Below are 24108 nucleotides of genomic sequence, written 5' to 3'. Positions count from 1 at the left end.
CGACGAGGTGCTCCGGAGGTGCTCCGGAGGGTCCACCGGCCACCCGGTAGGATCGTCGACGGGCCGTGACTGGCGCGTGGGGATGGAGCACCATCGGGAAGCGGCCCCGTCATGAGGACGCACGCCGAGCGCCTGGGCCTTCCGCACGTCACCTGGAGGTCGCATGTCGCGCAACGCCGAGTCCACCGCTTTCCGCAGCGCGCTCGAGGTGATCCGGGCGGTCGAGCCCCGGGTGGCCGACGCCATCGGCGCGGAGCTGGCCGACCAGCGTGAGTCGTTGAAGCTGATCGCCAGCGAGAACTACGCCTCCCCGGCGACCCTGCTGACCATGGGTAACTGGTTCAGCGACAAGTACGCCGAGGGCACCGTCGGCCGCCGCTTCTACGCCGGCTGCCAGAACGTCGACACCGTCGAGGCGCTCGCCGCCGAGCACGCCAAGGAGCTGTTCGGGGCCGCCCACGCGTACGTGCAGCCGCACTCGGGCATCGACGCGAACCTGGTCGCGTTCTGGGCGATCCTGGCCGACCGGGTCGAGTCCCCGGCTTTGAAGAAGGCCCAGGTACGCCAGGTCAACGACCTGACCGAGGCGGACTGGTTCGCGCTGCGCCGCGAGCTGGGCAACCAGCGGATGCTGGGCATGTCGCTGGACGCCGGCGGCCACCTCACCCACGGTTTCCGGCCGAACATCTCCGGCAAGATGTTCGACCAGCGCAGCTACGGCACCGACCCGGCCACCGGCCTGATCGACTACGACCGGGTCGCCGAGGCCGCCCGGGACTTCAAGCCGCTGATCCTGGTCGCCGGCTACTCGGCGTACCCCCGGAAGGTGAACTTCCGGATCATGCGGGAGATCGCCGACTCGGTCGGCGCGACCTTCATGGTCGACATGGCGCACTTCGCCGGCCTGGTCGCCGGGAAGGTCTTCACCGGCGACTTCGACCCGGTACCGCACGCGCACATCGTCACCACCACCACCCACAAGTCGCTGCGCGGCCCGCGCGGCGGCATGGTGCTCTGCGGCCCGGAGCTCGCCGACCAGGTCGACCGGGGCTGCCCGATGGTGCTCGGCGGCCCGCTGCCGCACGTGATGGCGGCCAAGGCGGTCGCGCTGGCCGAGGCCCGGCGGCCCGACTTCGCCGACTACGCGCAGCGGATCGTCGACAACGCGCAGGCGCTCGCCGAGGGGTTGCTGCGCCGGGGCACCACCCTGGTCACCGGCGGCACCGACAACCACCTGGTGCTGCTCGACGTCTCCGGCTACGGCCTCACCGGCCGGCAGGCCGAGCAGGCGTTGCTCGACTCGGGCATCGTCACCAACCGCAACGCCGTCCCGCAGGACCGCAACGGCGCCTGGTACACCTCCGGCATCCGGATCGGCACCCCGGCGCTGACCACCCGGGGCCTCGGCACCGCCGAGATGGACGCCACCGCCGAGCTGATCCACACCGTGCTCAGCCAGACCACGCCGGGGGCCAACGCCGACGGCACCCCGTCGAAGGCCAAGTACGTGCTCGACCCGGCGGTCGCCGACTCGGTCGGCAAGCAGGCCACCGACCTGCTCGCCGGCTTCCCCCTCTACCCCACCGTCGCCCTCGACTGACCACGCCCCGCCCCTGTGCCTGCCCGCCCCTCCCCCGCCAACCCGACCGAACCCCGTCCGGCGGCACGGGTGGGGCGGGTTGGCGGGGTGATCAAGAGGTTCTGGTCAGGGGAGGTCGTTCTGGTGACCGAAACCTCTTGATCACCCGAACGACCGGGTGGCGGGGTGGCCGGGTGACAGCCGGCGGGGGTCAGCCGAGGGGGCGCTTGAGGTGGTAGCGGTGGACCTCGGTGCTGCCCTGGATGTTGTTGACGTCCTCGGCGGCGGAGACCAACTCCCAGCCCTCCCGGCCGACCCGGTTGAGGTGGGCGATCGCGGTGTCGCCGTACGCCGTGACGTCGGTGCGTGAGCCGTCCGGGCCGTACCAGACGAACGAGACGTGGAACTGGCGTCCCTGTCCCTGGTAGCGGCGGACCAACAGGGCGTACTCCCAAGCGATCATGCGTCCATTATGGCCACCGCCACGCCCGCTGCACAGCACGGGGGGTGGCGGTTCGACGACACCGGGTGGGGGTCGGCTCAGCCGGCCGGGATCGCGGCGCGGGTCAGCTCGTCGGTGATCAGCGCGGCCAGCCGGTCCAGGCCGAGGTCGATCTGCGCCGGGGTGACGGCGCTGACCGACAGCCGCAACGCGTCGACCGGACGGCCGTCGTCGTAGAAGTGCGCCATCGGGGTCCAGAGCACCCCGTACCGCTCGGCGGAACGGCGCAGCAGCGCGTCGTCCACCGGGAACGGGACGGTGACCACGACGAAGAAGCCCCCGGCCGGGGTGTTCCAACGCACCGGCGAGCCGGCCGGGAAACGCCGCCGCAGGCCGGCGAGGAGATGGTCCCGGTTGCGGGTGTACGCCTCCCGTTCCCGCCGGTTCGCGGCGACCAGGGAGCAGCCGTGTTCCAGCAGGGCCCCGCCGATCACGGCCTGGGCCAGCGGCGACGTGTTCACCGAGACCATACTCTTGATCTTGGCGAGCTGGTCGGCGAACAAGCCCACCCCGCCGCCGACCCCACCGACCCGCTGGTCGGCCACCAGGTAGCCGATCCGCGCCCCGGGCAGCACCGTCTTGGCGAACGAGCCGAGATAGACCACCCGCCGTCGGGTGTCGAGCGCCTTGAGCGTCGGCACCCGGTCGGCGTCCCCGGCCGGGAACAGACCGTATGGATTGTCCTCGATCAGCAGCAGGTCCTCCTCGGCGGCCAGGTCCAGCAGCCGCTGCCGGTCGGCCAACCCGATGCTGGTGCCGGAGGGGTTGGCGAAGTCGGGCATCACGTAGCAGGCCCGGGGGCGCAGCCCCTCGTCCCGGGCCCGGTGCGCCTGCGACCGCAGGTCCGCCAGGTCCACCCCGGCCGGGCCACCGGCCACCGGCCGCACCGGCAGGTCCACCAGCCGGGCCGCCCCGGTCAACCCCACGTACGTCGGGGCGACGGCGAGCAGCACGTCGGTCGGGCCGGCCCGTAACGCCCGCAGCACCAGCAGCATCGCCTCCTGGCAGCCGACGGTCACCACCACCGCCTCGTCGTCGACGTGGACATCCTCGTCGACGGCGAGGTTACGGGCGATCAGGTGATGGATGATCCCCTTTGTCCGGCCGTACTGGAACAGGGTACGGCGGACCTGGTCAGGGCTCTGCCCGAGGTCGTCGGCGAGGTGCCGGCGGAACCGGTCCAGCCAGCGCCCCGGCGCGTCGTCGTCGAAGAACTCCTCGTACGGCCGCCCGGCCGCCAGCGACACCGCGTCGGGCCAGTGCTGGGACACCTCGTTGAGGAAGTTCATCGAGTTCAGCGCCGGGTCGTCGACCGCCGGGTGCAGGGTCGCCAGGTCCAGGTCCACCAGATGCTCCAACGGGTCAGCCTCCGGTCAGGGTACGCAGCCGCCGGGCCTGCGCCGGGTCGGCACAGCCGGTCAGGGTCAACGCGTCGCGCAACTCCACGGCGAGCAGGTCGAGGGCGGCCCGTGCCCCGGCGCGCCCGCCGGCCGCCAGCGCCCACAGCATCGGGCGGCCCAACAGCACCCCGGTCGCACCGAGGGCGAGCGCGCGCAGCACGTCCGTGCCGGACCGTACCCCGCTGTCCAGCAGCACCTCGATCCGCTCGCCGACGGCCGCGACCACCTCGGGCAGCATGGTGGCGGTGGCCGGCGCCCCGTCGAGCTGCCGGCCGCCGTGGTTGGAGACCACCACGGCGTCCACCCCGACGTCGGCGGCGCGGACCGCGTCGCGCGGGTCGAGCACCCCCTTGACCAGCAGCGGCAACCGGGTGCGTTCCCGCAGCCAGGCCAGGTCCGCCCAGGTCAGCGCGGGAGCGAAGGCGGCCTCGGTGTGTGCGGCGATGGCCGACACGCCGGGGGTGCCGGCGTGCGCCAGGTCGTCGCGGCCGGCGGGCAGGTTGGCGGCGGTCACCTCCGGCGGCAACGCGAAGCCGTTGCGCACGTCGCGCAGCCGCCGGCCGAGCACCGGCACGTCGACGGTCACCATCAACGCGGCGCAGCCGGCGGCGTGCGCCCGGTCGAGCAGGTCGGCGACCAGCCCCCGGTCGCGCAGCCAGTAGAGCTGGAACCAGACCGGTCCCTCGGTGGCGGCGGTGACCTGCTCGACCGGGGTGCTGCTCAACGTGCTCAGCACGTAGGGCACGCCGGCCGCACCGGCCGCCGCCGCGAGCGCCGGCTCACCGTCCGGGTGCAGCAACCGCTGGTACGCCATCGGCGCGACCGCCACCGGCATCGCCTGCTCCCGGCCGACCAGCACTGCGTCGGTGCGCGGACGTTCCACCCCGGTCAGCACCCGGGGCAGCACGGCGACCCGGTCCAGGGCGGCCCGGTTGGCGGCCAGCGTGGTCTCCACCCCGCTGCCCCCGCCGACGAAGTCCCAGACCCCGGCCGGGAGCGCCCGCCGGGCCAGCTCGGCGAAGTCGGCCAGGCTGACCGGCTGCCGGTCGACCTCCCCGACGGTCACCGCCCGTCCCCCGCCGTGGCGGTGCCCACCCCGCCGGCCGGCGGGGTGGGCAGCCCGAAGACCTCCCGGAGGAAGGCGGCGGCCTCGTCCTGGGCGCGTCGGCCGGCGTCGAAGACCCCGGGCATGGCGAAGAACCCGTGGATCATCCCGGGATAGCAGGTGGCCCGCACCGGCACGCCGGCCTCCCGCAGTCGTTGCGCGTACCGCTCCCCCTCGTCCCGCAGCGGGTCGTGTTCGGCGGTGACCACCAGGGCCGGCGGCAGGCCGGACAGGTCGTCGGCGAGCAGCGGCGAGGCCAGCGGATCGGCCGCGTCCGCCGGGTCGGCCAGGTAGTGCCCCCGGTACCAGTCGACGGAGTGCCTGTTGAACAGCAACGGGTCCTGCTCGTCGCCGGTGCCCCGGGCGTCGGCGTCATCCTGGTCGGTGGCGGGGCGCTGGCGGTCGGCCCGCTGGTCGGTGTTCGGATAGACCAGCAGTTGCCCGGCCAGCCGGGGGCCACCCTCGGCGCGGGCCAACAGGGTCACCGCCGCCGCCAGGTTGCCCCCGGCGCTGTCCCCACCCACCGCCAGCCGGTCCGGGTCCACCCGCAGCTCGGCGGCGTGCTCAGCCAGCCACCGGGTGGCGGCGTGGCAGTCCAGCACGGCCGCCGGGAACGGGTGCTCCGGGGCAAGCCGGTAACCAACCGTGACCACCTGGCAGCCGGTGGCGTTGGCCAGCCGGCGGCAGATCCCGTCGGCGGTCTCCACACTGCCCAACGTCCAGCCGCCACCGAAGAAGTAGACCAGGGTGGGCAGCGGCCCGTCACCGGCCGGCCGGTGCACGCGGACCCGCAGGTCCCCGTCGGGGCCGGGGACGGTCGTGTCGCGTACCTCGTGGACCGGCTCGACATCGCCGCCGCCGGCCCGGATCGCGGCGAGGTCGGCGGCGCGGGCCTCGGCGAGGGTCTGGGTGTACAGCGGTGGGACGCCGGCGGCGGCCCGCGCGGCCCGGTACGCCACCACCTGGGGGTCGAAGGACATGGGATCGGCTCCTATCCGCCGGTGGTGACGAAGAGCTTGTCGATGCCGCGCAGGAACAGGCTCCCGCTGTAGTCGGCCGGCTGGCTGACCGCGAGCCGGGGGAACCGCGCGAAGAGCCGGGGCAGGCCGAGCCGGCCCTCCAGGCGGGACACCGCCGCGCCGAGGCAGAAGTGCGGGCCGACGCCGAAGGCCAGCGACGGGGGGCCGTCGCGGCGCGGGTCGAACCGGTCCGGCCCGGGGAAGCGGTGCGGGTCCCGGTTGGCCCCGGCGATGATCAGCAGGACGTTCTCGTCCCGGGCGACCGGCACGCCACCCAGCACGGTGTCCCGGGGCGCGGCGCGGGCCAGGAAGTGCACCGGGCTCTGCAGCCGCAGCACCTCGTCGACGCAGCCCTGGGCCAGCGTCTCGTCGCCGGGCAGCGCGGCCACCGTGTCGGGGTGCTCCAGCAGCACCGGCAGGCCGTTGCTGAACATGTAGACGGTGGTGACGAAGCTGGCGTTGAACAGCACGATCAGGTTGCTGATCAACTCCTCCTCGGTCAGGTCGACCTCGCCGGAGTCCAGCGCCTCGACCAGCCCGGAGATCAGGTCCTCGCCCGGCTGGCGGCGACGGTGCCCGATCAGGTCCCGGTAGAGCGCCCGCAACTCCTCGGCGGCCTGGTTGGCCAGGGCCAGCCGCTGCGGGGTCTTGCCGGCCACGTCGAGGAACTCGTCGATCCAGTCGACCCGCTGCCGGTACCAGGCCAGCTCGCTCTCGGGCAGGCCGATGAACTCGGCCATCACCAACGCCGGCACCGGATAGGCGAAGTCCGCGACGAAGTCGACCTCGGAGCCGTCCGCGCCGGTGTCGGCCATCCGGTCCAGCAGGGTGTCGACCACCCGGACGATCACCGGTTCCAGCGCGCCGAGCCGGCGCGGGGTGAAGGTACGGGAGAACACGCCCCGCATCCGGCCGTGGTCGGGCGGGTTGACGAACATCATCGACGACTGGAAGGTCCGCAGGATCTCCTGCTCCTCCCAGCCCGGCGGGGGTTGCTTGTACCACTCCGGATCACGCAGCACCTGGTCGACCAGGTCGTAGCCGACGGCCACGGCGCTGACCGTGCTGTGCTCCGGACGGTTCGGGATGACGCTGATCGGCCCGAGTTCGTGCAGGGCCGCGTACCACGGATAGGGGTTCTGCCGGCCGGCCTCGCTGTACAGACCGGACAGGATCTCGTCGACGTCCACGATGGTGCTTCCTCCCCAGGAAATGACCGGGGGGCGACGGGTCACCCCCGCCGCCCCACCGGTGTCACAGACCGAGCAGTCGAAGGGGTACGGCGTCCGCCAACGCCTGGTTGCCGGCGTCGTTCGGGTGGATGTGGTCACCGGCGTCGTACGCGGGCAGCAGCCGGCTCGGCTGGGCCGGGTCACGCAGCACCGCGTCGAAGTCGAGCAGCCCGTCGAACTCCGCCGCTCCCGGCCCCCGCAGCCAGGTGTTCACCGCCTGCCGGGTGGCGTCCTTCTCGGGCGTCCACACCCCGGGGTTGCCGTGCCCCTCGTACGGGGTGAGGGTGACCGCGAGGCTGCGCAGGCCGCGCGCCTTGGCCTGCTTGTTGATCTGCCGCAGCGAGGTGATGATCCGGTCGGCGGAGTCGTCGGACATCCAGATGTCGTTGATGCCGAGGTGGGTCACCAGGGTCTTCACGCCGGTCTGCGGGAAGACGTCCTCGTTGAGCCGGGCCAGCGCGTTCGGACCCAGCTCGTAGTAGCCGGGGAAGCCGCCCGCGCCGGGCTCGGTGCCCTCGTGGTTGAGCCGGTTACCGGCCAGGCTCAGGTTGAGCACCCCGGGGGTGCGCACCTCGGGACGCGCGGCGACCAGCCGCCCGGCGAGCAGTTCCGGCCAGCGCTTGTTGGCGTTGACGGTGCTGCCGTTGGCGTCCCCGATCGAGTCGCTGAGCACCACCACCGCACCCGGGCTCGCCGGGCGCAGCACGTCGATGCCGGACAGGAACATCCAGCAGCAGTCCGGGCGGATGGTGAAGCCGGCGCCGTCGGCGGCGGTGGTCAGGTCGTTCGCCCCGATGAAGGTGGTGACCTTCGACTGGCCGTGGAACGTGACCGGCCCGGTGAGCACCGGGAAGTGCAGGGTGACCACCAGGTCCTCCTGCTCGCCGACCGCGTAGGTCAACGGGTCGCTGAGCAGTTCGGCACCCTTGTTCATGGTCGCCGAGGTGGACCCGCCGAACTTCAGCTCCCGCACGGTGCCGGGCAGGATGTCCGACCTGTCGGTCAGGGTGGCGGTGTTCGGGCGGGCGACGGTGGCGTGTCCCACCTGCACGGCCTGCTCGCCGTAGAGGTTGCTCAGCCGGACCCGCAGCCGCTCGCCACCCACGGTGGTGCGCACGGTCATCCGGATGCTCTGGTTGTTCAGGCCGGTGTTCGTCAGCCCGACGGTGTTGCCGCGGGTGACCGCCGCGGCCCACGTACCCGCCCACTGCGGCCGGGCGGCTGCCGCGGCGGTGTCCGAGTCGGACGGACCGGCGCTGGCCACCACCGCCGGGGCGCTCACGACCAGCAACGCGGCCGCGGACGCTATGACCTGCCATCTCTTCGGGGTCGACATTGAACCTCCATGTTGGGCCGCCCAGGGCCGGCGTCCATTGACGGCACCGCCCGGACGATGGTCCAGAAACCTAGCCGTGACGTCTGACAGGCGTCAATCAACCCGATAGACATGATCAATTGTCCATGGTGGGCAGCTCATCGCCGTTCGGCTCTGTCACCGGGCGAGGCCACCGGCCTAGGCTCGCTACCGGCGGCGGTGCGCCCGCCCATGGCACGCACCCCGTCGCGGGCCGGGCGGGGACCTGCCCGGCCGCCAACCCGGCCGGTCGCCACGGCGGGTCCCACCGGGCCGCCGGCGACCCGCCGCATCGACCTGGGGGCTGTGCGATGACCGACGGGGCCGACCGATCCACCACCTACGTGCACGACGCGCTGGAGCTGTTCGCCGGCTTCGGCGACCGGGAGGCGCTGGTCGGCGACGGCAGGCGGCTGACCTACCCGCAGGTCGCCGCCGAGGTACGCGGTCTGGCGTACGCCCTGACCGGCCACGGGGTACGCCCCGGCGCGGCGGTGCTGGTGATGCTCGGCAACGCGGTGGAGGGTCCGCTGCTCCAGCTCGCCCTGCACCTGCTCGGCTGCCGCAGCATGTGGATCGCCCCGGTCACCTCCCGGCGGGAGATCGACGAGTTCGTCCGGCTGGCCCGTCCCGACGTGTTCGTGCACCACGCGCAGGCCCCGGACGGGCTGGGCGACCAGATCGCCGCCTCGCTGTCCGGGGTGCCGGTGCTGCGGCTGGGCGTCGAGTTGACCGCCGACGCCCCGCCGGTCGAGCTGCCCGCGCGGGTGCCCACGCCGGAGTCGTTCCTACAGACCAGCGGCACCACCGGCACCCCCAAGCTGGTGCACCACCGGGAGAGCTTCTACCGGCAGGTGCTGGCCCTGGCGGCGGATTTCCGCGCCGCCGGTTTCCCGCTGCTGCGGCACCTGTCGCACTCCCCGATGTGGCTCGCCAGCGGCCAGATCACCACCCTGTTCAACCTGTTCACCGGCGGCGTGCTCTTCCTGCGCCAGCAGTGGGATCCGGCCGCGTTCATCGCCACCGTCGACGCCGAACGGCTCACCTCCACCTTCGTCACCCCGCCGATGCTCTACGAGGTGCTCGACCATCCGGCCCTGCCCGACGCGGACTTCTCCGCCATGTTCATGTTCAACGTGGGTGCCGGGCCGGCCGCGCCCGCCCGGCTGCGCCAGGCCATCGCCCGGTTCGGCCCGTGCCTGCGCATCGTGTACGGCCTCAGCGAGGCGGTGGTGATCTGCGCCCAGCCCGGCCTGACGGAGGACCCGGCCCACCCGGAGCGGTTGGGTTCCTGCGGCCGGCCGTACGGGGACGTCACGGTGGAGATCCGCGACGCCGACGGGCGGGTGCTGCCGGCCGGCACGGACGGCGAGGTGTGGGTGCGCACGAAACTCAGCTTCCACGGCTACCACGGCCAGCCCGAGCTGACCGCCGAGACGCTCGTCGACGGCTGGGTACGCACCCGCGACATCGGCCACCTCGACGACGACGGGTTCCTCTACCTGGTCGACCGGTTGCAGGACCGCATCCTCACCCGGCAGCGCAGTTGGCCGATCTACTCCCGACCGATCGAGGACGTCCTGGCCGGGCATCCGCAGGTGCGCGCGGCGGCGGTGATCGGGGTGCCCGACCCGGTCGCCGGGGAGCTGCCGTACGCGTACGTGGTGCGCGCGCCGGGGGCGACGGTGACCGGAGCGGAACTGATCGGTCTGGTCACCACCGAACTGAGTGACACCTGGGCGCCGGGTGCGGTGGAATTCGTCGACGCGCTGCCCCTGAACCGGTCGGCCAAGGTGGACAAGCGGGCGCTACGCGAACGGTACGCCGCCGGCGTGCCCGCCGCGGTCGGCAGCCCGTCGTGACCGCCGACGCCGACACCGGCCCGCGTACCACCACCGACGGCGACCCGTGGCCGGCCGACGCCGGGGCTCCCGGCGGGGCATCCGGCCTGCGACCGGCCGACGGCCCGACCGGTCCCGGACCGACCCCCGGTCAGGACGACACCGGAACGGACGGCGTCGGGGCGGGTAGGGCCGGGGCGGGCGACGCCGGATCGCTCGCCGCACCGCCGGGTCCCGCGCGGCGGGCCGCCCGGCGGGAACTGGTCACCCTGGTCGCCGCCGATCTCATCTCCAACCTGGGCAGCCGGATCTCGGTGATCGCGATCCCCTGGCTGGTGCTCACCACCACCGGCAGCCCGGCCAAGATGGGCATCGTCGCGGCGGCCGAGTTCCTGCCGTACATGCTATCCAGCTCGTTGGCGACGCCGTGGGCGGACCGGTTCGGGGTACGGCGTACCTCCATCACGGTGGACGCGGCGAGCGCGGCCGTGATCGCGGTGGTCGCGCTCGCCCCGTGGCTCGGTTTCGGGGCGCTCGTCGCCCTCGTCGCGGTGGCCGGCGGCCTGCGCGGCATCGGTGACCGGGTCAAGCACGTCATGTTCCGGCCGGCCGCGCAGCGGGCCGGGGTGGAGCTGATCCGGCTCACCTCCGCCTACGACGGGCTGGCGCGCGGGGTGGCGCTGTTCGGCACGGTCATCGGCGGTCTGCTCATCGACTGGGTCGGGGTGACCCGGGCGATCTGGATCGACGCGGGCACCTTCGCGGTCTGCGCCCTACTGGTCGGGGTGCTGGTGCGCCCGCCCGTAAGCGACGCGCCCGTCGCGCCCCGGGAGGGCTACTTCCAGGCGTTGCGCACCGGCTTCGGCTATCTGCGCACCGACCGGGTGCTGCTGACCATGCTGGTGGTGGTCTCCGCCCTGAACATGTTCGCCGCCGCCAACACGGCCGTCTGGGTGCCGCTGTGGGTCCGCGACGAACTCGGCGACCCGGCCGGGTTCGGGCTGGTGCTCGGGGTGTTCGGCGGTGGCGCGCTGCTCGGCAACGTGGTCTTCACCATGCTCGGCCCCCGGCTGCCCCGGAGCCTGGTCTTCGCGGCCGGGGCGGCGTTGAGCGGCGCGCCCCGCCTGCTGGCGCTGGCGCTGACCGACCACCTGGTGGTGGTGCTGGTGGTGACGTTCCTGTCCGGGATCGGCATCGCGGCGGTCAACCCGCTGCTCGGCGCGGCCCTCTACGAACGGGTGCCGGACGCGTTGCAAACCCGGGTGCTGGGGATCTCCGGTTCGCTGGCGTTCGTCGGGCTGCCGGTGGGAGCACTGCTCGGCGGCTGGTCGGTGACGGTGCTCGGGCTGCGGCCGGCACTGCTGGTGATGGCGGTGGTGTGCGCGGTGCTGACCGTGCTGCCGCTGTTCGCCGGGCCGCTGCGGATGGGCCGGCCGGCACCCCCGCCGGCGGCCGTCGAACCGGGCTGACGCCCGACGGGTCCACCCGGCCGCCCGCACCGCCCGACGCCGACAACCTACCCGCGACGACCGACACAACCGCCGGACCGGCCGGGACGGGCCGGGGACCAGGCGGGCCGGGGTCGGGAGACCGGGCCGGGGCCGGGGCCGGGAGACCGGGCCGGGGCCGGGGCCGGGGTCGGGAGACCGGGCCGGGGCCGGCGCTGGTTGGCGCACCGGGACGACCATCAGGCGATCCGGGCGGTCGGTGTGATCGACGGCACCGGTCCGGTCGGCTACATTCCCGGCCATGTCATCGATGTTGACCGAGGCCACCGATCCGTACTGCCTGCGCGAGGGGGAGAGCGCCGCGCTGCTGCGCGACCATCCGTGGCACCGGTTCGTGGTGCTCGGCGACAGCGTCGCCGAGGGCATGTGCGAGCCGGTCGAGGGGTACCCGGACGTGCAGTGGGCCGACCGGGTCGCCGCCGAACTGTCGGCGGCACGCCCCGGGATGGCGTACCTGAACCTGGGTCGGCGCGGGCTGCGGGCGCAGCAGGTGCGCGCGGGTCAGCTGGACCGGGCGTTGGCCTTCTCCCCCGACCTGGCGCTGGTGGTCTGCGGCGGTAACGACGCTTTCCGGACGGCGTTCGACCCGGACGCGGTGGACACCGAGTTGACCGCGATCGTCGGGGCGCTGCGCGACGCCGGGGTGGACGTGATCACGGTGGGCATGTTCGACGTGTCGCACAGTCCGGCGGTCCCGGCGGCGCTGCGGCCCGGCCTGGGCGCCCGGATGCGGCTGCTCTCCTCGCGTACCAGGCGGCTGGCCGACCGGTTGGGGGCGCTGCACGTGCACCTGACCGATCATCCGGCCGGCACCGATCCGTCGATGTACAGCAGCGACGGCCGGCACGGCAGCGCCCGCAGCGACGCCATCGCCGCCGCCGAAACCATCCGCCGCCTCGGCACCCACCTGGGCACCCACCCATGACCCCCCGCCCCGCCCCGCCCGGCAGTGTCGATCAAGAGGTTTACGTCAGGACATCGGCCCCGGATGACGCAAACCTCTTGATCGACGCGCAAACCTCTTGATCGACGCGGCGGGAGCAGGGGCGGAGGCGGAGCAGGGGCCGGGCTGGGCCGGGTGGAGGCACGTGGAGGCGGGGACGGAGCGGGGTGGGATGTTGGACGGGGTGGGAGCGGTAGGGACAGAGCGGGTCGTCAGTCGGTGAGCAGGATGCCGGTGAGCAGGACGCCCCGGGCCAGGTTGAGGACCTCGTCGCAGCCGGGGAAGCCGACCCGGGCCAGGGCACCGGAGCCGGTCCGCCCGAACAGGTACGGGGCGATGCTGTAGGGAACCTCGGCGGTGACCGTCTCGCCGGTCTCGATCTGGACGAAGTCCATCTCCACCCGGTCGGCGGGCCAGTAGCGCTGGAGGATGTCGCCGCCCCGGTCGAGGGCGACGCGCAGGCCCTCGGCCCAGTCCGCGTCGCTCAACTCCCGACCGATGAGCACCCCGTGGCCGGCCGAGCCGTCGGCCGGCTTGACCACCAGGTTCTCCCGGTCGGCCAGGGCCCGCTCCAGTTCGGCGGCGGTGAACGCCACGGTGTGCGGGACGTACCGGCGGATCAGGGCCTGGTCGTCGGCGGAGAGCAGGTCCAGGTCCTCGTAGAGCCAGGCGAAGTTGACTTTGTTGCCGAGCAGCCAGGCGGCGGTGCTGACGAACATCGGCAGGGTGCCTGCGGCGAGCGCGCCGGCCACCGCATCCAGGCCGGCGCTCGGGGTGACCCGGTTGGGCACGAAGAGGCGGAACAGCGCGTCGACAGGTGCACCGCCGACGACCAGCCGCTTCGCGTCGTCCAGGGTGGCCGTGCCGACCGGGGCGATCACCAGGTCGATGCCGAACCGGCGGGCCTGGTCGACCAGCGGGGAGAGGATCTTGATGAAGTCGTCAGGGGTCTCCAGGCCGGGGTAGTCGGCGTCGAAGTCGAGCAGCAGCGCCACCCGGGCCCCGTCGGGCAGGGACAGTCCGTCGCGGATCGCCACGAAACGCTGGTCGAGCAGGGACGGCGCCGGCCGCACCGGCAGCCCGTCGAGGATGCCCTGCTCCTGGTAGAGCGCCGCGTACCGGCGGACCACCGTGTCGGCGTCGAACCCGCCGCCCAGGCTGCTGTCGATGTTGTACTCGACGATCCTCGGCACGCCGCCGGAGATCAGCACGTCGGGCCGGTACGCGGCGAGCAGGTCCTCGGACAGTTCCTCGGACTCGTCGAGCAGCCGGGTCGCCCCTGCGGGCACCCCGAGCAGCCGCTGCAACTCCCCGGCGGTGCGGGCCCGCCGCCGGCAGGCGTCCAGGATGAGCTGGGCGATCCGGTCGCAGACCTCGTTCAGCTCGCGGAACGCGTCCGCCGGCATGACCGGGGGTCGGGCCAACCGCCACTGCTTGTTGTACGTCGCACAGCCGTAGAAGATCTCCCGCCAGGCGGCGGCCCCGCTGGCCACCATCGCCGTACGGGCCGGCTCCGGCAGCTCGCGCCACGCCTGACCGGGCTCGGGCCAGCGGTAGTTCGGATCGGTCATCATCTGTCCTTCATGGTCATGTGGATGGCGGCGGTGAGTTGCTCGCGGCCCGGCTGCACGGCCCGGTCGAGCACCGGCGCGAAGGGCAGCACCGCTCCGTCCGGCCGGGTGACCCGGCGCGGCGGCGCGACCAGCGGCACCCGTTCCAGCACCGAGGTGATGATCTCGGCAGCGATGCCGCAGGACCGGTTGGAGTCGTCGACGACCACCAGCCGGCCGGTGCGGGACACCGAGTCGAGCAGGCCGTCGAGGTCGAACGGGTAGATCGTGCGCGGGTCGAACACCTCCACCGACACCTGGTCGGCGAGTTCCTCGGCGACGGCGAGCGCGTCGTGCACCAGGTGCCCGATGGCGACCACGGTGACGTCGTCGCCGGCCCGGCGGACCACCCCGCGCCCGAGCGGCACCGGCGCGAGGGTGGCGAAGTCGACGTCGGCGCGGACCTCCATCGCGGCGGCCGGGGCGAAGACCACCACCGGGTCGTCGTGCCGGATCGCCGACGCCAGCAGCCCGTACGCGTCGGCCGGGGTGGCCGGCACCACGGTGACGATCCCGACGTGGGCGAACAGCGAGTACGGGTGGTCGGAGTGCTGCCCCGCCCAGCCGGTGCGGGAACCGGAGCCGGGCACCAGGTAGGTGACCGGCACCGCGCACTGCCCGCCGGTCATCATCGGGAACTTGTGCGCGTGGTTGACGATCTGCTCGAACACCAGGAACAGCAGCGACGGGATCTGGAACTCCACCACCGGCCGCAGCCCGGCCAGCGCCGCCCCGGTGGCGAAACTGGTGAACGCCTGCTCCGACAGCGGGGTGTCCAGCACCCGGTCCGGCCCGAACCGTTTGAGCAGGCCCGGGGTGACGTTGGCCGCGCCCACCCGGATGTCCTCGCCGAGCAGGAACACCGCCTCGTCCCGGGTCATCTCGTCGGTGAGCGCCCGGGTCAGCGCCTTGCGGTACGACAGCCGTGGCATCTCAGGAGCCTCCCCGGGCGGTCAGCCCACTGGCGTAGAGGTGGTCCAGCGCACCCGCCGGGTCCGGTTCGGGGCCGGCCAGGGCGAACGCGACGGCCGCGTCGAGGGTCGCCTCCACCTCGGCGTCGACCGCCTCCCGGTCGGCCGTCGACAACCGCTCCCCCTGGATCGTCACCGGGTCCCGGGAGCGGCCGTCGGCCACCTCCTGCGGCGTGCGGTACTGCAGGCGTACCGCGTGTTCGAAGGTGTGGTGGGCGTCGAACCGGTAGGTACGGGCCTCGACCAGTTCCGGCCCGCCGCCGTCGCGCATCCGCGCGACGGCGGCGGCGGTGACCTGCCGGACCGCCTCCGGGTCCTGACCGTCGACGACGGTGGCCCGGATGCCGAACGCCTCGGCCCGACCGGTGATGGTGCCGGCGACCGCGCCGGCCACCGGCATGGTGGTGGCGTATCCGTTGTTCTCGCAGACCAGCAGGACCGGCACCCGCCAGAGCGCGGCCAGGTTGAACGCCTCCAGCAGCATCCCCTCGTTGACCGCGCCGTCACCGAAGAAGCTCGCCCCGACCACCGCGTTGCCGCGCTGTCGGTGCGCCCACACCGCGCCGGTGAGGATCGCCGGGGACGCCCCGACGATCGCGTTGGCGCCGAGCACCCCGATGGACAGGTCCGCGGCGTGCATCGAGCCGCCCCGGCCCCGGTTCAGTCCGGTTTCCCGGCCGCACAGTTCGGCCATCATCCGGGCCGGGTCGGCACCCTTGGCGAGCACGTGACCGTGCCCACGGTGGGTGCCGGTGACCAGGTCCCCCGCGGCGAGCGCGGCGCACACGCCGGCGGCGATCCCCTCCTGACCGAGGTAGGGGTGGATGCCGCCGACGATGTGCCCGGAGCGGACCAGGGCGATGGCCCGCTCCTCGAACCGGCGGATCAGCCGTACGGTGCGGTAGAGCCGGGCCGGGTCGGCGTCGGTCACCTGTCGCGGCCCTCCTTGACGGCGGCGAGGATGTCGTCCCAGAGCTGGGCACGGGCGGTCAGCGCCAGGTTGACCGTGTCGGCGCACTCCTGCCACTTGGCGTCGTCGTCGCCGCACAGGTCGGCGAGCATCTGCATCGCCATCGGGGTGTGCTGCTCGCCGTCGACCTCGATGTGCCGCTCCAGGTAGTCGACGAAGGTGTGCAGCCGGTTGCTGCGCTCGTTGACCGCGACGACCTGGGTGAACATGTCGGGGATCAGGTCCTCCCGGCCGAACGCGAACGCGGCGGCCTGGCAGTGCACCGGAGTCGACTCGATGATCTTCCAGGTGGTGGCGGCGAAGGCCCGCGATGCCTCGGGCACCCCGGCCTCGACCAGCGCGTCGGTCACCGACGTGCCGCCGCGCAGCAGGTCGACCAGCCGGTCGACGGCGGTGGTGTCCGCGCCCGCCTCCCCCATCCCCCGCACGTACAGCTCGAAGTGGCTGATGTAACCCTCGCCGAGTTCGTCGCTCTCCTCGACCATGACGATGTCGTTGATCAGCCGCCGGCTGCCGGTGGGCCCGGTGGGGATCCACGGCACGGTCACGCAGGTGAGCTGCCGCTGCAACGACTTCAGCAGGGACATGAAGTCCCAGACCGCGAAGACGTGGTGCTCCATGAAGGTGACAAGCGACTCGTGGGTGTCCAGGTTGGCGTAGAGCGGGTGCTTGACCACCACGTCGCGGCGGTCGGTCACCGCCTTCTCCAACCGCTCGATGCCCGGATGTGTCTTACCCCAGTCGTACCGTGACATGTTCAGCCTCCCTGCTGGGCGCGTTCGCGCCAGATGACCGGGCAGTAGTCGGGGTCCGCGTAGTCCGGCCGGCCGGAGTGGGTGCGGCGGACCAGCACGTCGTGGTTGTACGCGGCGAGGCTGCCGTCGGAGAGCGGGAACTCCTGGTAGGCGTTGTCGCCGTCCTGAAGGTGCAGCGAGATCGCCCGGCGCGGGCGTCCGCTGACGTTGGCGCCGCTGCCGTGGTAGGTGCGGCAGTGGTGGAAACTCATGTGCCCCTTGGGGATCACCATCGGAATCTTGCGGATCTGCGCGCCGTTGTGCGCCGCGTTCTCGGCCAGCATCTCCTCCAGTTGGTCGCGGTCCCGCTCGGCGAAGTGCCGCACGACGGTGTCGTCCGCGCCGGTCTCCGACCACCGGTGCGAACCGTCGACCATGGTGATCGTGCCCATCTCCTCACCGCAGTCGTGGAACGGGATGAACGCGGTCAGCATCTTCTCCGACGACGACGACGACCAGTAGTGCTTGTCGAAGTGCCAGGGCACGATGTTCGACGGCTCACCCGAGATCGGCGGCTTGTAGATCAGCGTGGACTGGAAGACCCGGATCTCGTCGGCCTGGGCCAGCCGGGCGGCGACCGCGCCGATCAGCGGCTTGCGCAGGATCGCGGCGATCCCGTCGTGTTCGTAGTGGACGTAGTCGTTGTGCCGCTGCACCGGGCCCTTCGACGGGTCCCAGTAGGCGAGCTTCGGCGGGCGCACCGGCAGGGCGCGGTCCCGTTCGCCGTCGTAGTAGCGGTCGGTGGCCGCGGTCAGCGCGTCCACCTCGTCGTCGGTGAGCAGCTTCTTGGACAGGTACCAGCCGTGCTCGGCGTAGTGGCGCACGTCCTCGTCGGACGGGAGCAGCGCCTCCTCCTCGGCGGTCAACGTCGGATGTGTCGTGGTCATGCACCTGCTCCTCGTGCCGTGCCGGCCGCGACGGCGGGGGTCGCCCCCGCCACGGCCAGCTCCCGTTCCTTGGCCTCGTAGAGGGCCCGGATGTTGCCGCTGCCGAAGGTCCGCGCCCCGCGCCGCTCGATGAGTTCGAGGAAGAGGGTGCGCCGCACGTGCATCGACTCGGTGAAGATCTGCAACAGCTGTCCGCCGTGGTCGGCGTCGACCAGGATGCTGAGGTCCCGCAGCCGGTCCAGCGGCGCGTCGACCTTGCCGACCCGCTGCTCCAGCGTGTCGTAGTAGGCCGCCGGGGTGCCGGCGAAGCGCACCCCGCGGGCCCCGAGCGCGCCGACCGCGCCGACGATGTCGTCGGTGCGCAGCCCCAGGTGCTGCACCCCGGCCCCGTGGTGCTCGGTGAGGAACGCGTCGATCTGGCCGGGACGCCGTCCGGCGTCCGGTTCCAGCAGCACCAGGGTGACCCGCCCGGAGGCGTCCTGCACCACCTTGGAGTTCATCGCCTGACCGGCGACCTCGATGTGCTCCTCGAAGATCTGCGCGAACCCGAAGACCCGCTCGTAGTGCGCGACGGTGTCGTCGAGCTGGCCGGGCGGCACGCACACCGCCAGGTGGTCGATCTCGGCGAGCAGCCGCTCGTCGGTCCCGCCGGCCGGGGTCGCCTCGATCGCGCCGGGCAGGAAGTCGGCCCGGTCGCCCCGGCGTTCCACCAGCCGGTGCAGCACGTCACCGAAGCCGCCCACCTCGGCGGTCACCACCTCGGCGTCCGCGCCGGTCCAGGTGCGCGGCGGGGTCACCGGCGTCGCACCCCGGGCCACCAGCTCCGCGTACGCCCCGGCGGCGTCGCCGACCTCCACCGCCACCACCGCGATCCCGTCACCGTGCCTGGTGACGTACCCCGAGGCGGGATGGTCGGCGGTCAGGCCGGTGGTCAGCACCATCCGGATGTCGGCCTGCCCCAGCAGCAGGGACCGCTGCCCGACCAGCCCGGTCTCCGGCCCGCCCTGCCCGAGCAGGGTGAAACCGACGGCGGTACCGAAGTAGAAGGCCGCCTGTCGGGCGTCTCCCACGTACAGTTCGATGTGATCTATTCCGCGAATGTCCATCTCTCCAGCCCTTCCCCATGTCCCCCCGTGACTGCCGTCCGGGCACGTGCGGCCCGGGTCGCAGCGTCGATCACCTCCCCGGCTCGGCAGGCCGGGCGCCAGCCCCGGTGGTACGCCGCAGCAGCAGGCTCACGTTCTGCCCGCCGAATCCGAAGGAGTTGGTGAGCGCGAATTCGGCCCGGCTCGCCCGGGGCACGTCGCGGACGTGGTCCGCCGGGCAGTCCGGGTCCGGGTCGTCCAGGTGGTACGTCGGCGGCAGCAGGCCGGCACGCAGCGCCAGCGCGCAGGCCGCCGTCTCCACCACCCCGGACGCGCCCAGCAGGTGCCCGGTGAGCGCCTTGGTGGAGCTGACCGGCACCCCGCCGACGCCGAAGACCTTGCCCAGCGCGGTGCTCTCGGCGATGTCCCCGAGCTTGGTGCCGGTGCCGTGGGCGTTGACGTAGCCGACCTCGGCCGGCGGTACGTCGGCCCGGGCCAGGGCGGCGCGCATGCAGTCGGCCGCCCCCTCGCCGTCGGGTCGGGGCATCGTCGGGTGGTGCGCGTCGGTGGTGCTGCCGTAGCCGGCCACTTCCGCGTAGGTGCGGGCGCCCCGGGCGGCGGCGTGGGCGGCCCGTTCCAGCACCAGCAGGGCGGCCCCCTCGGCGAGCACGAACCCGTTACGTCGCCTGTCGAACGGACGGCTCGCCTCGGTCGGGTCGGCGAAGCCCCGGGCGAGCGCGCGGGCGTTGCCGAAGGTGTCGGCGAAGGTCGGGAAGAGCGGCGCCTCGCTGGCCCCGCAGAGCACCACGTCGGCCTCGCCGGCCCGGATCAGCCGGGCCGCGTCGGCGACCGCCTGGGCTCCGGAGGCACAGGCGGTGCCGACCGAGGAGCTGTAGCCGCGGATGCCGTGGGCGATGGCGATCCGCGCCGAGGCCATGTTGGGCAGGATGCCGGTCAGCAGGTACGGGCTGACCGCCGCCCGGCCGCGTTCGGTGCGGGCGATCACCTGCTGTTCCAGGGTGGACATGCCACCGACCCCGCCGACGATGACGCCGATCCGGGCCGGGTCGACGTCCCGGCCGACCTCGATGCCGGCGTCGGCGAGCGCGTCGGCGGCGGTGAGCAGGGCGAACAGCACCACCCGGTCGAGCACCTTGGTCTCCGGGCCGGTGGCGACCGTACGCGGGTCGATCGGCGGGAGCACCCCGGCGACCTCCAGCGACTCCCGGGCCGGGTGTCCCTCGGGCGGTCGGCTCAACCCGGACCGGCCGGTGGTCAACGCGGCGAAGGTGTCCTCCACCCCCCGCCCTACCGGGCTGAACAGGCCCATGCCGGTGATGACGACGGTCATGACGACGACTCGGCGAGGAAGCGTTCCCGCAGCGCCACCTTGCGGACCTTGCCGGTGACGGTGACCGGGATGTCGTCGGCGCTCACCGGCACCACCCGGCGCAGGGTCGCCCCCACGTCCGCCCCGAGGGCGGCCCGGATCGTGTCGGTTCGGTCGACCGTCGGGTCGGCTCCGGCGGCCAGTTCCAGCAGCACGTCGGTGGTGACCGCGTCACCGTCGGCGACGATCAGCACGGTGCAGTCGGTGACGTCGGGGCAGGCGGCGAGGACGCGCTCCTCGGACAGCGCGGTGAAGTAGCGCCGCCCGTCGGGCAGCGTCACCGAGTCGACCGCCCGGTCCAGGTGGTAGTAGCGGCCGTCGGCGTCGGCGTGGACCAGGTCACCGGTGAGGTACCAGCCGCGCAGCCGGAACCGGTAGCTGGTGACCGAGTCGTTCCAGTAGCCCCGGAACAGCGACGGCGAGTCGATGCCGAGGAAACCCACCTGGCCGGGGGGCAGCTCGTTGCCCTCGGCGTCGAGGACGGCCACCTTCGCGAACCGGTAGGGCCGGCCCACGCAGCGGCCGTACCGGTCGGTGTCGGTGGTGTGCGTGATGTGGAACATCGAGTGGCCCATCTCGCTGGAGCCGAGGCCGTCGATGAACATCGAACCGGGGACGCGGGTGACGCCCTGCCGGGTGACCACGTCGCGGGAGCCGACCGCCACGAGTCGGCGGACGTGCGGCTCGTGCGAGCAGTCGCCGGTGTTGAACCACAGCCGCACCGAGTCCAGGTCGTACCCGCTGAGGTCGAAGCGGGCCAGCTCGGCCCAGGTCATCGAGAAGCCGAAGACCCCGTCGGGCCGCCACCGCTGGATGGCGTCGAGGACCCGTTCGCCGCCCTGCTCGGACAGCAGGAACATCTCCGCCCGGTTGCCCAGCGCCTGGTTGACCATCAGCACGGTCGCGGTGTGCGGGGCGGGCAGCGCGTTGAGGATGCGGCGGGTGCCCTGCGCCTGCGGCATGGACAGCAGGTGCCGGGTGGCGGCGAAGAGGCTGGCGTGCGAGTGCAGCACCGCCTTGGGCACCCCGGTGGTGCCGGACGTGTGGGTGATGACGATCGGGTCGTCGGGGTGGTGCCGGTAGTCGGCCGGGGCCTGCGCCGGGTCGCCGGTGCCGGCCCCCTGCGGGGTGCCCAGCAGCGGCACGCCCAGGTCGTGCCCGGCCAGCAACTCGGTGTGCGCGGCGTCGGCGAGCACCCCGGCACCGCGCAGCCGACGGATGTACTCGGCGGCGATCTCGGGGCGCAGCTTGCCGTTCATCAGTGCCGGGATCGCGCCGAGCCGGGCCAGCGCCAGGAAGCTCAGCACCATGTCGGCGGCGGCGGTGGCCCAGACGGCCACCGGGTCGCGGGGCCGCACCCCCCGGTCGTGCAGCCACGCCGCCCGCGCGGCGACCCGCTCGTCGAGCTGGCCCAGGGTGAGCGGCTGCCCGGCGGGGTGCCCGTCGACCGGGGTGTCGAAGGTCAGCCCCGGCCCCTGCGGGTCCGCGCCGTGGGCCAGCACCCGGGCCAGTACGTTCCCCGCGCCGAGCTGCGGATCGGCGGCGAGCACCCCCCGCAGTCCCTTCGTCCTCATTGACTGTCTCCTCCCCCCAGCAGCACCGCGACCGCACCGGTGGGCGTCGCGTCGGGTGCCTCGTCGATCAGGACCAGCAACGCCTCGTCGGCGTCGCCGTCGTACAGCAGCAGTTCCCCCTCGGCGGTGGCGTCGGCCCGTGGGTCGCCGGTCGGGCTCAGGCACACCACCGGCCCGGTCAGCCCGAAGCGGGCGGCGACCTGCCCGGCGACGCTGTTGGGCACCGACTGGAAGAAGAACAGTGGACCGACCCGCCCCCCGGCGGCGACGGTCGACCGGACGTGCGTGGCGCTGGGCCGGTCACCGGCGGCGCTGACCAGCACCACCGCGCACCGGGTGCCGGCCGCCGCCGGGCCCCCCGGCCGGCGGTCCAGGCAGCGCCCGGCCACCGCGGCGACCAGCGGCGCGAACGGCGAGTGCAGGAACCCGGGCAGCGGCGGTGGCGGCCCGTCGCCCGGTTCCGGCCAGCGCGCCTGCGCCAGCACCCGCGGTGCGCCGTGACCGGCCGGACGGCCCGGGACGATCCCGGGTCCCGGGCCGCGCGTGCCGGTCACGGCGCACCCACCAGCAGGGCGGTGTTCGCGCCGCCGAAGGCGGCGTTGAGGCTGAGCGCGTACCGGCTGGTCACCGGGCGGGGCGCGGCGGTGACCACGTCCAGCGGGCAGGCCGGGTCGGGGCCGAGCCAGCCGGCGTTGACCGGCAGCTTCCCGTGCCCCAGCGCCGCCACGGTGACCACCAGTTCGAGCAGGCCGGACGCCTCCAGCGCGTGCCCGTGCAGCGCCTTGGTGGAGCTGACCGGCACCTGCCCGGCCCACTCGCCCAGGGCCAGCCGCAGCGCCGCCGCCTCGGAGGCGTCGCTGAACCCGGTGCCGGTGGCGTTGGCGTTGACGTAGCCGACCGCCCCGGCGGGCAGGCCGGCGCGGCCCAGCGCCGCGCCGATCGCCCGGGCCAGCCCGCCCCCCTGCGGATCGGGTTGGCAGGGGTGGTGGGCGTCGCCGGCCCGGCCCCACCCGGCCAGCGTCGCCACCGGCGTCGCGCCCCGGTCGTGCAGCGCGGCCGCGGACTCCAGCACCACCGCGGCCACCCCGTCGCCGAGCAGCAGGCCCTGTCGTCCGACGCTGAACGGGCGGACCGCCCCGTCGGCGGCGAGCGCCCGGCCGGCGTCGAAGAGCGCGAACTGGTCCGGTTCCACCAGGTAGCCGGCGGCCACCACGACCCGGTCGGTGTCCCCCCGGCGGATCATGGCGGCGGCGTCGGCGACCGCGTTGCTGGCCGAGACGCAGGCGGTGGTGTAGACCCGGGTCGGTCCGCCGAGCCCGCAGCGCCGGGCCAACCGGCCGGCCAGGGTGGGCAGTTCCGGCCAGGCCGGGCCGTCGCCGTCGCGCTCGCCGCCGGCCCACCACGGGTCGTCGGTGTCGGCGACCGGCCTGTCGTCGGCGTACGGGCCGGGCAGGGTCGCCGGCCCGCCGTGGGTGGCCAGCAGCAGCGCGGACGCCCGACGCTGCGCCTGGTCGAGCCCGGCCGCGTGGCAGGCGGCGTCGACCGCGTCGGCCAGTTCCTGCGGCAGGGTCGCCACGTCGGGGCGGGTGGCCGCGACGGCCACCCGGCGGCCGGTGGTGTCGAACCGGCGGACCGGTCGGAACGCCGGCACCCCGGACAGGACCCCGGCCAGCAGGGCGTCCACGCCCCTGCCGAAGGCGCTGACCGCGTGGGTGGCGGAGATCGTGACGGTGCCCCGGTCAACCATCAGCGGAGGCGGTCAGGCAGGTGTGGAAAACGGCCAGGGCGTCGTCGAGGGTGCGGATGCCGGCGAGCTGGTCGTCGGTGAGCTCCATCCGGGTGTCGTAGCGCTGTTCGACGAGGTGCACCAGCCAGGCCAGTTCCATCGAGCCGACCCGGTGCGGTACCTGGTCGACGGGTTTGCCGGTCAGTTCGGCGAGCATGCTCACCAGGTCAGCTCGCCCCAGGTCGGGCTGACCGGACATCAGCGGTTGTCGGTGGTCGCCCCGGCGACCCGGTCGGCGACCATGGTGGTGAACTCCCCCACCGTCATCAGGGCCAGCTTCTCCGAGTCGTCGTCGGCGAACCGCAGCCCGTAGCGGTCCTCCACCCGGACGGACAGGTCGGACAGGGCGAGCGACTCCAGGTCCACCCCGGACGGGCCGAGGGTGGTGTCGTCGTCGATCCCGTCGACGTCGTAGTTCATGTCCTGGAGCTGCTCGATGACGAAGGTGCGGACCTCGTCTCGCATGACGGTTACCTCTCTCGATGGGCGGGTCGCCGGGGCCCGGTCGGGGCACCGTGCGGGGGTGGTTCGGGCGTGCCACCGACGGTCGGCCGGTGG

At 73.5% G+C, this 24108-nt stretch carries 22 protein-coding genes and 1 riboswitch; of the genes, 4 read left to right on the top strand and 18 right to left on the bottom strand.

Features of this window, described 5'->3' with window-relative positions:
* Positions 1-55: 55 nt before the first annotated feature.
* Positions 56-145, top strand: a riboswitch (ZMP/ZTP riboswitch).
* Between the two features lie 18 nt (positions 146-163).
* Complete coding sequence (locus tag ACN267_RS07550) at positions 164-1600, top strand: glycine hydroxymethyltransferase (protein WP_204960626.1); 1437 nt, start codon at positions 164-166, stop codon at positions 1598-1600.
* A gap of 190 nt (positions 1601-1790) precedes the next feature.
* On the opposite strand, the gene ACN267_RS07545 is transcribed toward ACN267_RS07550, so the two are convergent.
* The 6 genes from ACN267_RS07545 to ACN267_RS07520 form a co-directional block, all read right to left on the bottom strand.
* Positions 1791-2042 carry a hypothetical protein gene (locus ACN267_RS07545; RefSeq protein ID WP_204960625.1) on the bottom strand — a complete coding sequence of 84 codons (252 nt, stop codon included), beginning with the start codon at positions 2040-2042 and terminating at the stop codon, positions 1791-1793.
* Positions 2043-2119: 77 nt separating this feature from the next.
* On the bottom strand, positions 2120-3439 hold the full coding sequence (locus ACN267_RS07540) for a PLP-dependent aminotransferase family protein (protein ID WP_421488269.1): 1320 nt from the start codon (positions 3437-3439) through the stop codon (positions 2120-2122).
* A gap of 4 nt (positions 3440-3443) precedes the next feature.
* Complete coding sequence (locus ACN267_RS07535) at positions 3444-4547, bottom strand: alpha-hydroxy acid oxidase (protein ID WP_421488268.1); 1104 nt, start codon at positions 4545-4547, stop codon at positions 3444-3446.
* Positions 4544-5566: an alpha/beta hydrolase gene (locus tag ACN267_RS07530; RefSeq protein ID WP_421488267.1), complete on the bottom strand. Its 1023-nt coding sequence runs from the start codon at positions 5564-5566 to the stop codon at positions 4544-4546. Before ACN267_RS07530 ends, ACN267_RS07535 begins: the two co-directional genes overlap by 4 nt.
* An 11-nt stretch (positions 5567-5577) precedes the next feature.
* Positions 5578-6798 (bottom strand): cytochrome P450, encoded by a 1221-nt coding sequence (locus ACN267_RS07525; RefSeq protein WP_421490397.1) that lies wholly within the window; start codon positions 6796-6798, stop codon positions 5578-5580.
* Between the two features lie 61 nt (positions 6799-6859).
* Positions 6860-8146, bottom strand: coding sequence for an SGNH/GDSL hydrolase family protein (locus tag ACN267_RS07520; protein ID WP_204960765.1), 1287 nt, complete (start codon positions 8144-8146; stop codon positions 6860-6862).
* Between the two features lie 356 nt (positions 8147-8502).
* Between ACN267_RS07520 and ACN267_RS07515 the strand changes: the two genes are divergently transcribed.
* From ACN267_RS07515 to ACN267_RS07505, 3 genes are all read left to right on the top strand, one after another.
* Positions 8503-10053 carry a class I adenylate-forming enzyme family protein gene (locus tag ACN267_RS07515; RefSeq protein WP_421488266.1) on the top strand — a complete coding sequence of 517 codons (1551 nt, stop codon included), beginning with the start codon at positions 8503-8505 and terminating at the stop codon, positions 10051-10053.
* Positions 10054-10292: 239 nt separating this feature from the next.
* A complete protein-coding gene (locus ACN267_RS07510; protein WP_204960764.1) occupies positions 10293-11501 on the top strand; it encodes an MFS transporter in 1209 nt (402 codons plus the stop codon).
* Positions 11502-11781: 280 nt separating this feature from the next.
* The gene (locus ACN267_RS07505) at positions 11782-12465 is read left to right on the top strand and encodes an SGNH/GDSL hydrolase family protein (RefSeq protein WP_421488265.1); all 684 of its coding nucleotides are present in this window, start codon (positions 11782-11784) and stop codon (positions 12463-12465) included.
* A gap of 230 nt (positions 12466-12695) precedes the next feature.
* On the opposite strand, the gene ACN267_RS07500 is transcribed toward ACN267_RS07505, so the two are convergent.
* The 12 genes from ACN267_RS07500 to ACN267_RS07445 form a co-directional block, all read right to left on the bottom strand.
* Positions 12696-14054 carry a hypothetical protein gene (locus ACN267_RS07500; protein WP_421488264.1) on the bottom strand — a complete coding sequence of 453 codons (1359 nt, stop codon included), beginning with the start codon at positions 14052-14054 and terminating at the stop codon, positions 12696-12698.
* Positions 14054-15025, bottom strand: a complete 972-nt coding sequence (locus tag ACN267_RS07495) for an alpha-ketoacid dehydrogenase subunit beta (RefSeq protein WP_421488263.1) — start codon at positions 15023-15025, stop codon at positions 14054-14056. The genes ACN267_RS07500 and ACN267_RS07495 overlap by 1 nt, the downstream gene beginning before the upstream one ends.
* Position 15026: 1 nt before the next feature.
* Positions 15027-15995, bottom strand: coding sequence for a thiamine pyrophosphate-dependent dehydrogenase E1 component subunit alpha (locus ACN267_RS07490; protein WP_204960618.1), 969 nt, complete (start codon positions 15993-15995; stop codon positions 15027-15029).
* On the bottom strand, positions 15992-16789 hold the full coding sequence (locus ACN267_RS07485; protein WP_204960617.1) for a DUF3050 domain-containing protein: 798 nt from the start codon (positions 16787-16789) through the stop codon (positions 15992-15994). Before ACN267_RS07485 ends, ACN267_RS07490 begins: the two co-directional genes overlap by 4 nt.
* 2 nt (positions 16790-16791) lie before the next feature.
* Complete coding sequence (locus ACN267_RS07480; protein ID WP_204960616.1) at positions 16792-17715, bottom strand: phytanoyl-CoA dioxygenase family protein; 924 nt, start codon at positions 17713-17715, stop codon at positions 16792-16794.
* Entirely contained in the window at positions 17712-18821 is a 1110-nt protein-coding gene (gene hppD / locus ACN267_RS07475) for a 4-hydroxyphenylpyruvate dioxygenase (RefSeq protein ID WP_204960615.1), read from the bottom strand. The genes ACN267_RS07480 and hppD overlap by 4 nt, the downstream gene beginning before the upstream one ends.
* A 70-nt stretch (positions 18822-18891) precedes the next feature.
* A complete protein-coding gene (locus tag ACN267_RS07470) occupies positions 18892-20151 on the bottom strand; it encodes a beta-ketoacyl-[acyl-carrier-protein] synthase family protein (protein WP_421488262.1) in 1260 nt (419 codons plus the stop codon).
* Entirely contained in the window at positions 20148-21764 is a 1617-nt protein-coding gene (locus ACN267_RS07465) for a class I adenylate-forming enzyme family protein (protein WP_204960613.1), read from the bottom strand. The genes ACN267_RS07470 and ACN267_RS07465 overlap by 4 nt, the downstream gene beginning before the upstream one ends.
* Positions 21761-22288, bottom strand: coding sequence for a beta-ketoacyl synthase chain length factor (locus ACN267_RS07460; protein WP_421490396.1), 528 nt, complete (start codon positions 22286-22288; stop codon positions 21761-21763). The genes ACN267_RS07465 and ACN267_RS07460 overlap by 4 nt, the downstream gene beginning before the upstream one ends.
* Positions 22289-22314: 26 nt before the next feature.
* Complete coding sequence (locus tag ACN267_RS07455; protein WP_421488261.1) at positions 22315-23511, bottom strand: beta-ketoacyl-[acyl-carrier-protein] synthase family protein; 1197 nt, start codon at positions 23509-23511, stop codon at positions 22315-22317.
* The gene (locus ACN267_RS07450; protein WP_204960610.1) at positions 23504-23749 is read right to left on the bottom strand and encodes an acyl carrier protein; all 246 of its coding nucleotides are present in this window, start codon (positions 23747-23749) and stop codon (positions 23504-23506) included. The genes ACN267_RS07455 and ACN267_RS07450 overlap by 8 nt, the downstream gene beginning before the upstream one ends.
* Complete coding sequence (locus tag ACN267_RS07445) at positions 23749-24015, bottom strand: acyl carrier protein (protein WP_281897133.1); 267 nt, start codon at positions 24013-24015, stop codon at positions 23749-23751. The genes ACN267_RS07450 and ACN267_RS07445 overlap by 1 nt, the downstream gene beginning before the upstream one ends.
* Positions 24016-24108: the final 93 nt, after the last annotated feature.

Source organism: Micromonospora sp. WMMD734 (genome assembly GCF_049178975.1).
Lineage (GTDB): Bacteria > Actinomycetota > Actinomycetes > Mycobacteriales > Micromonosporaceae > Micromonospora > Micromonospora wenchangensis.
The sequence above is the reverse complement of the archived record's forward strand: the minus strand, read 5'-3'. Positions and strand labels throughout refer to the sequence as shown.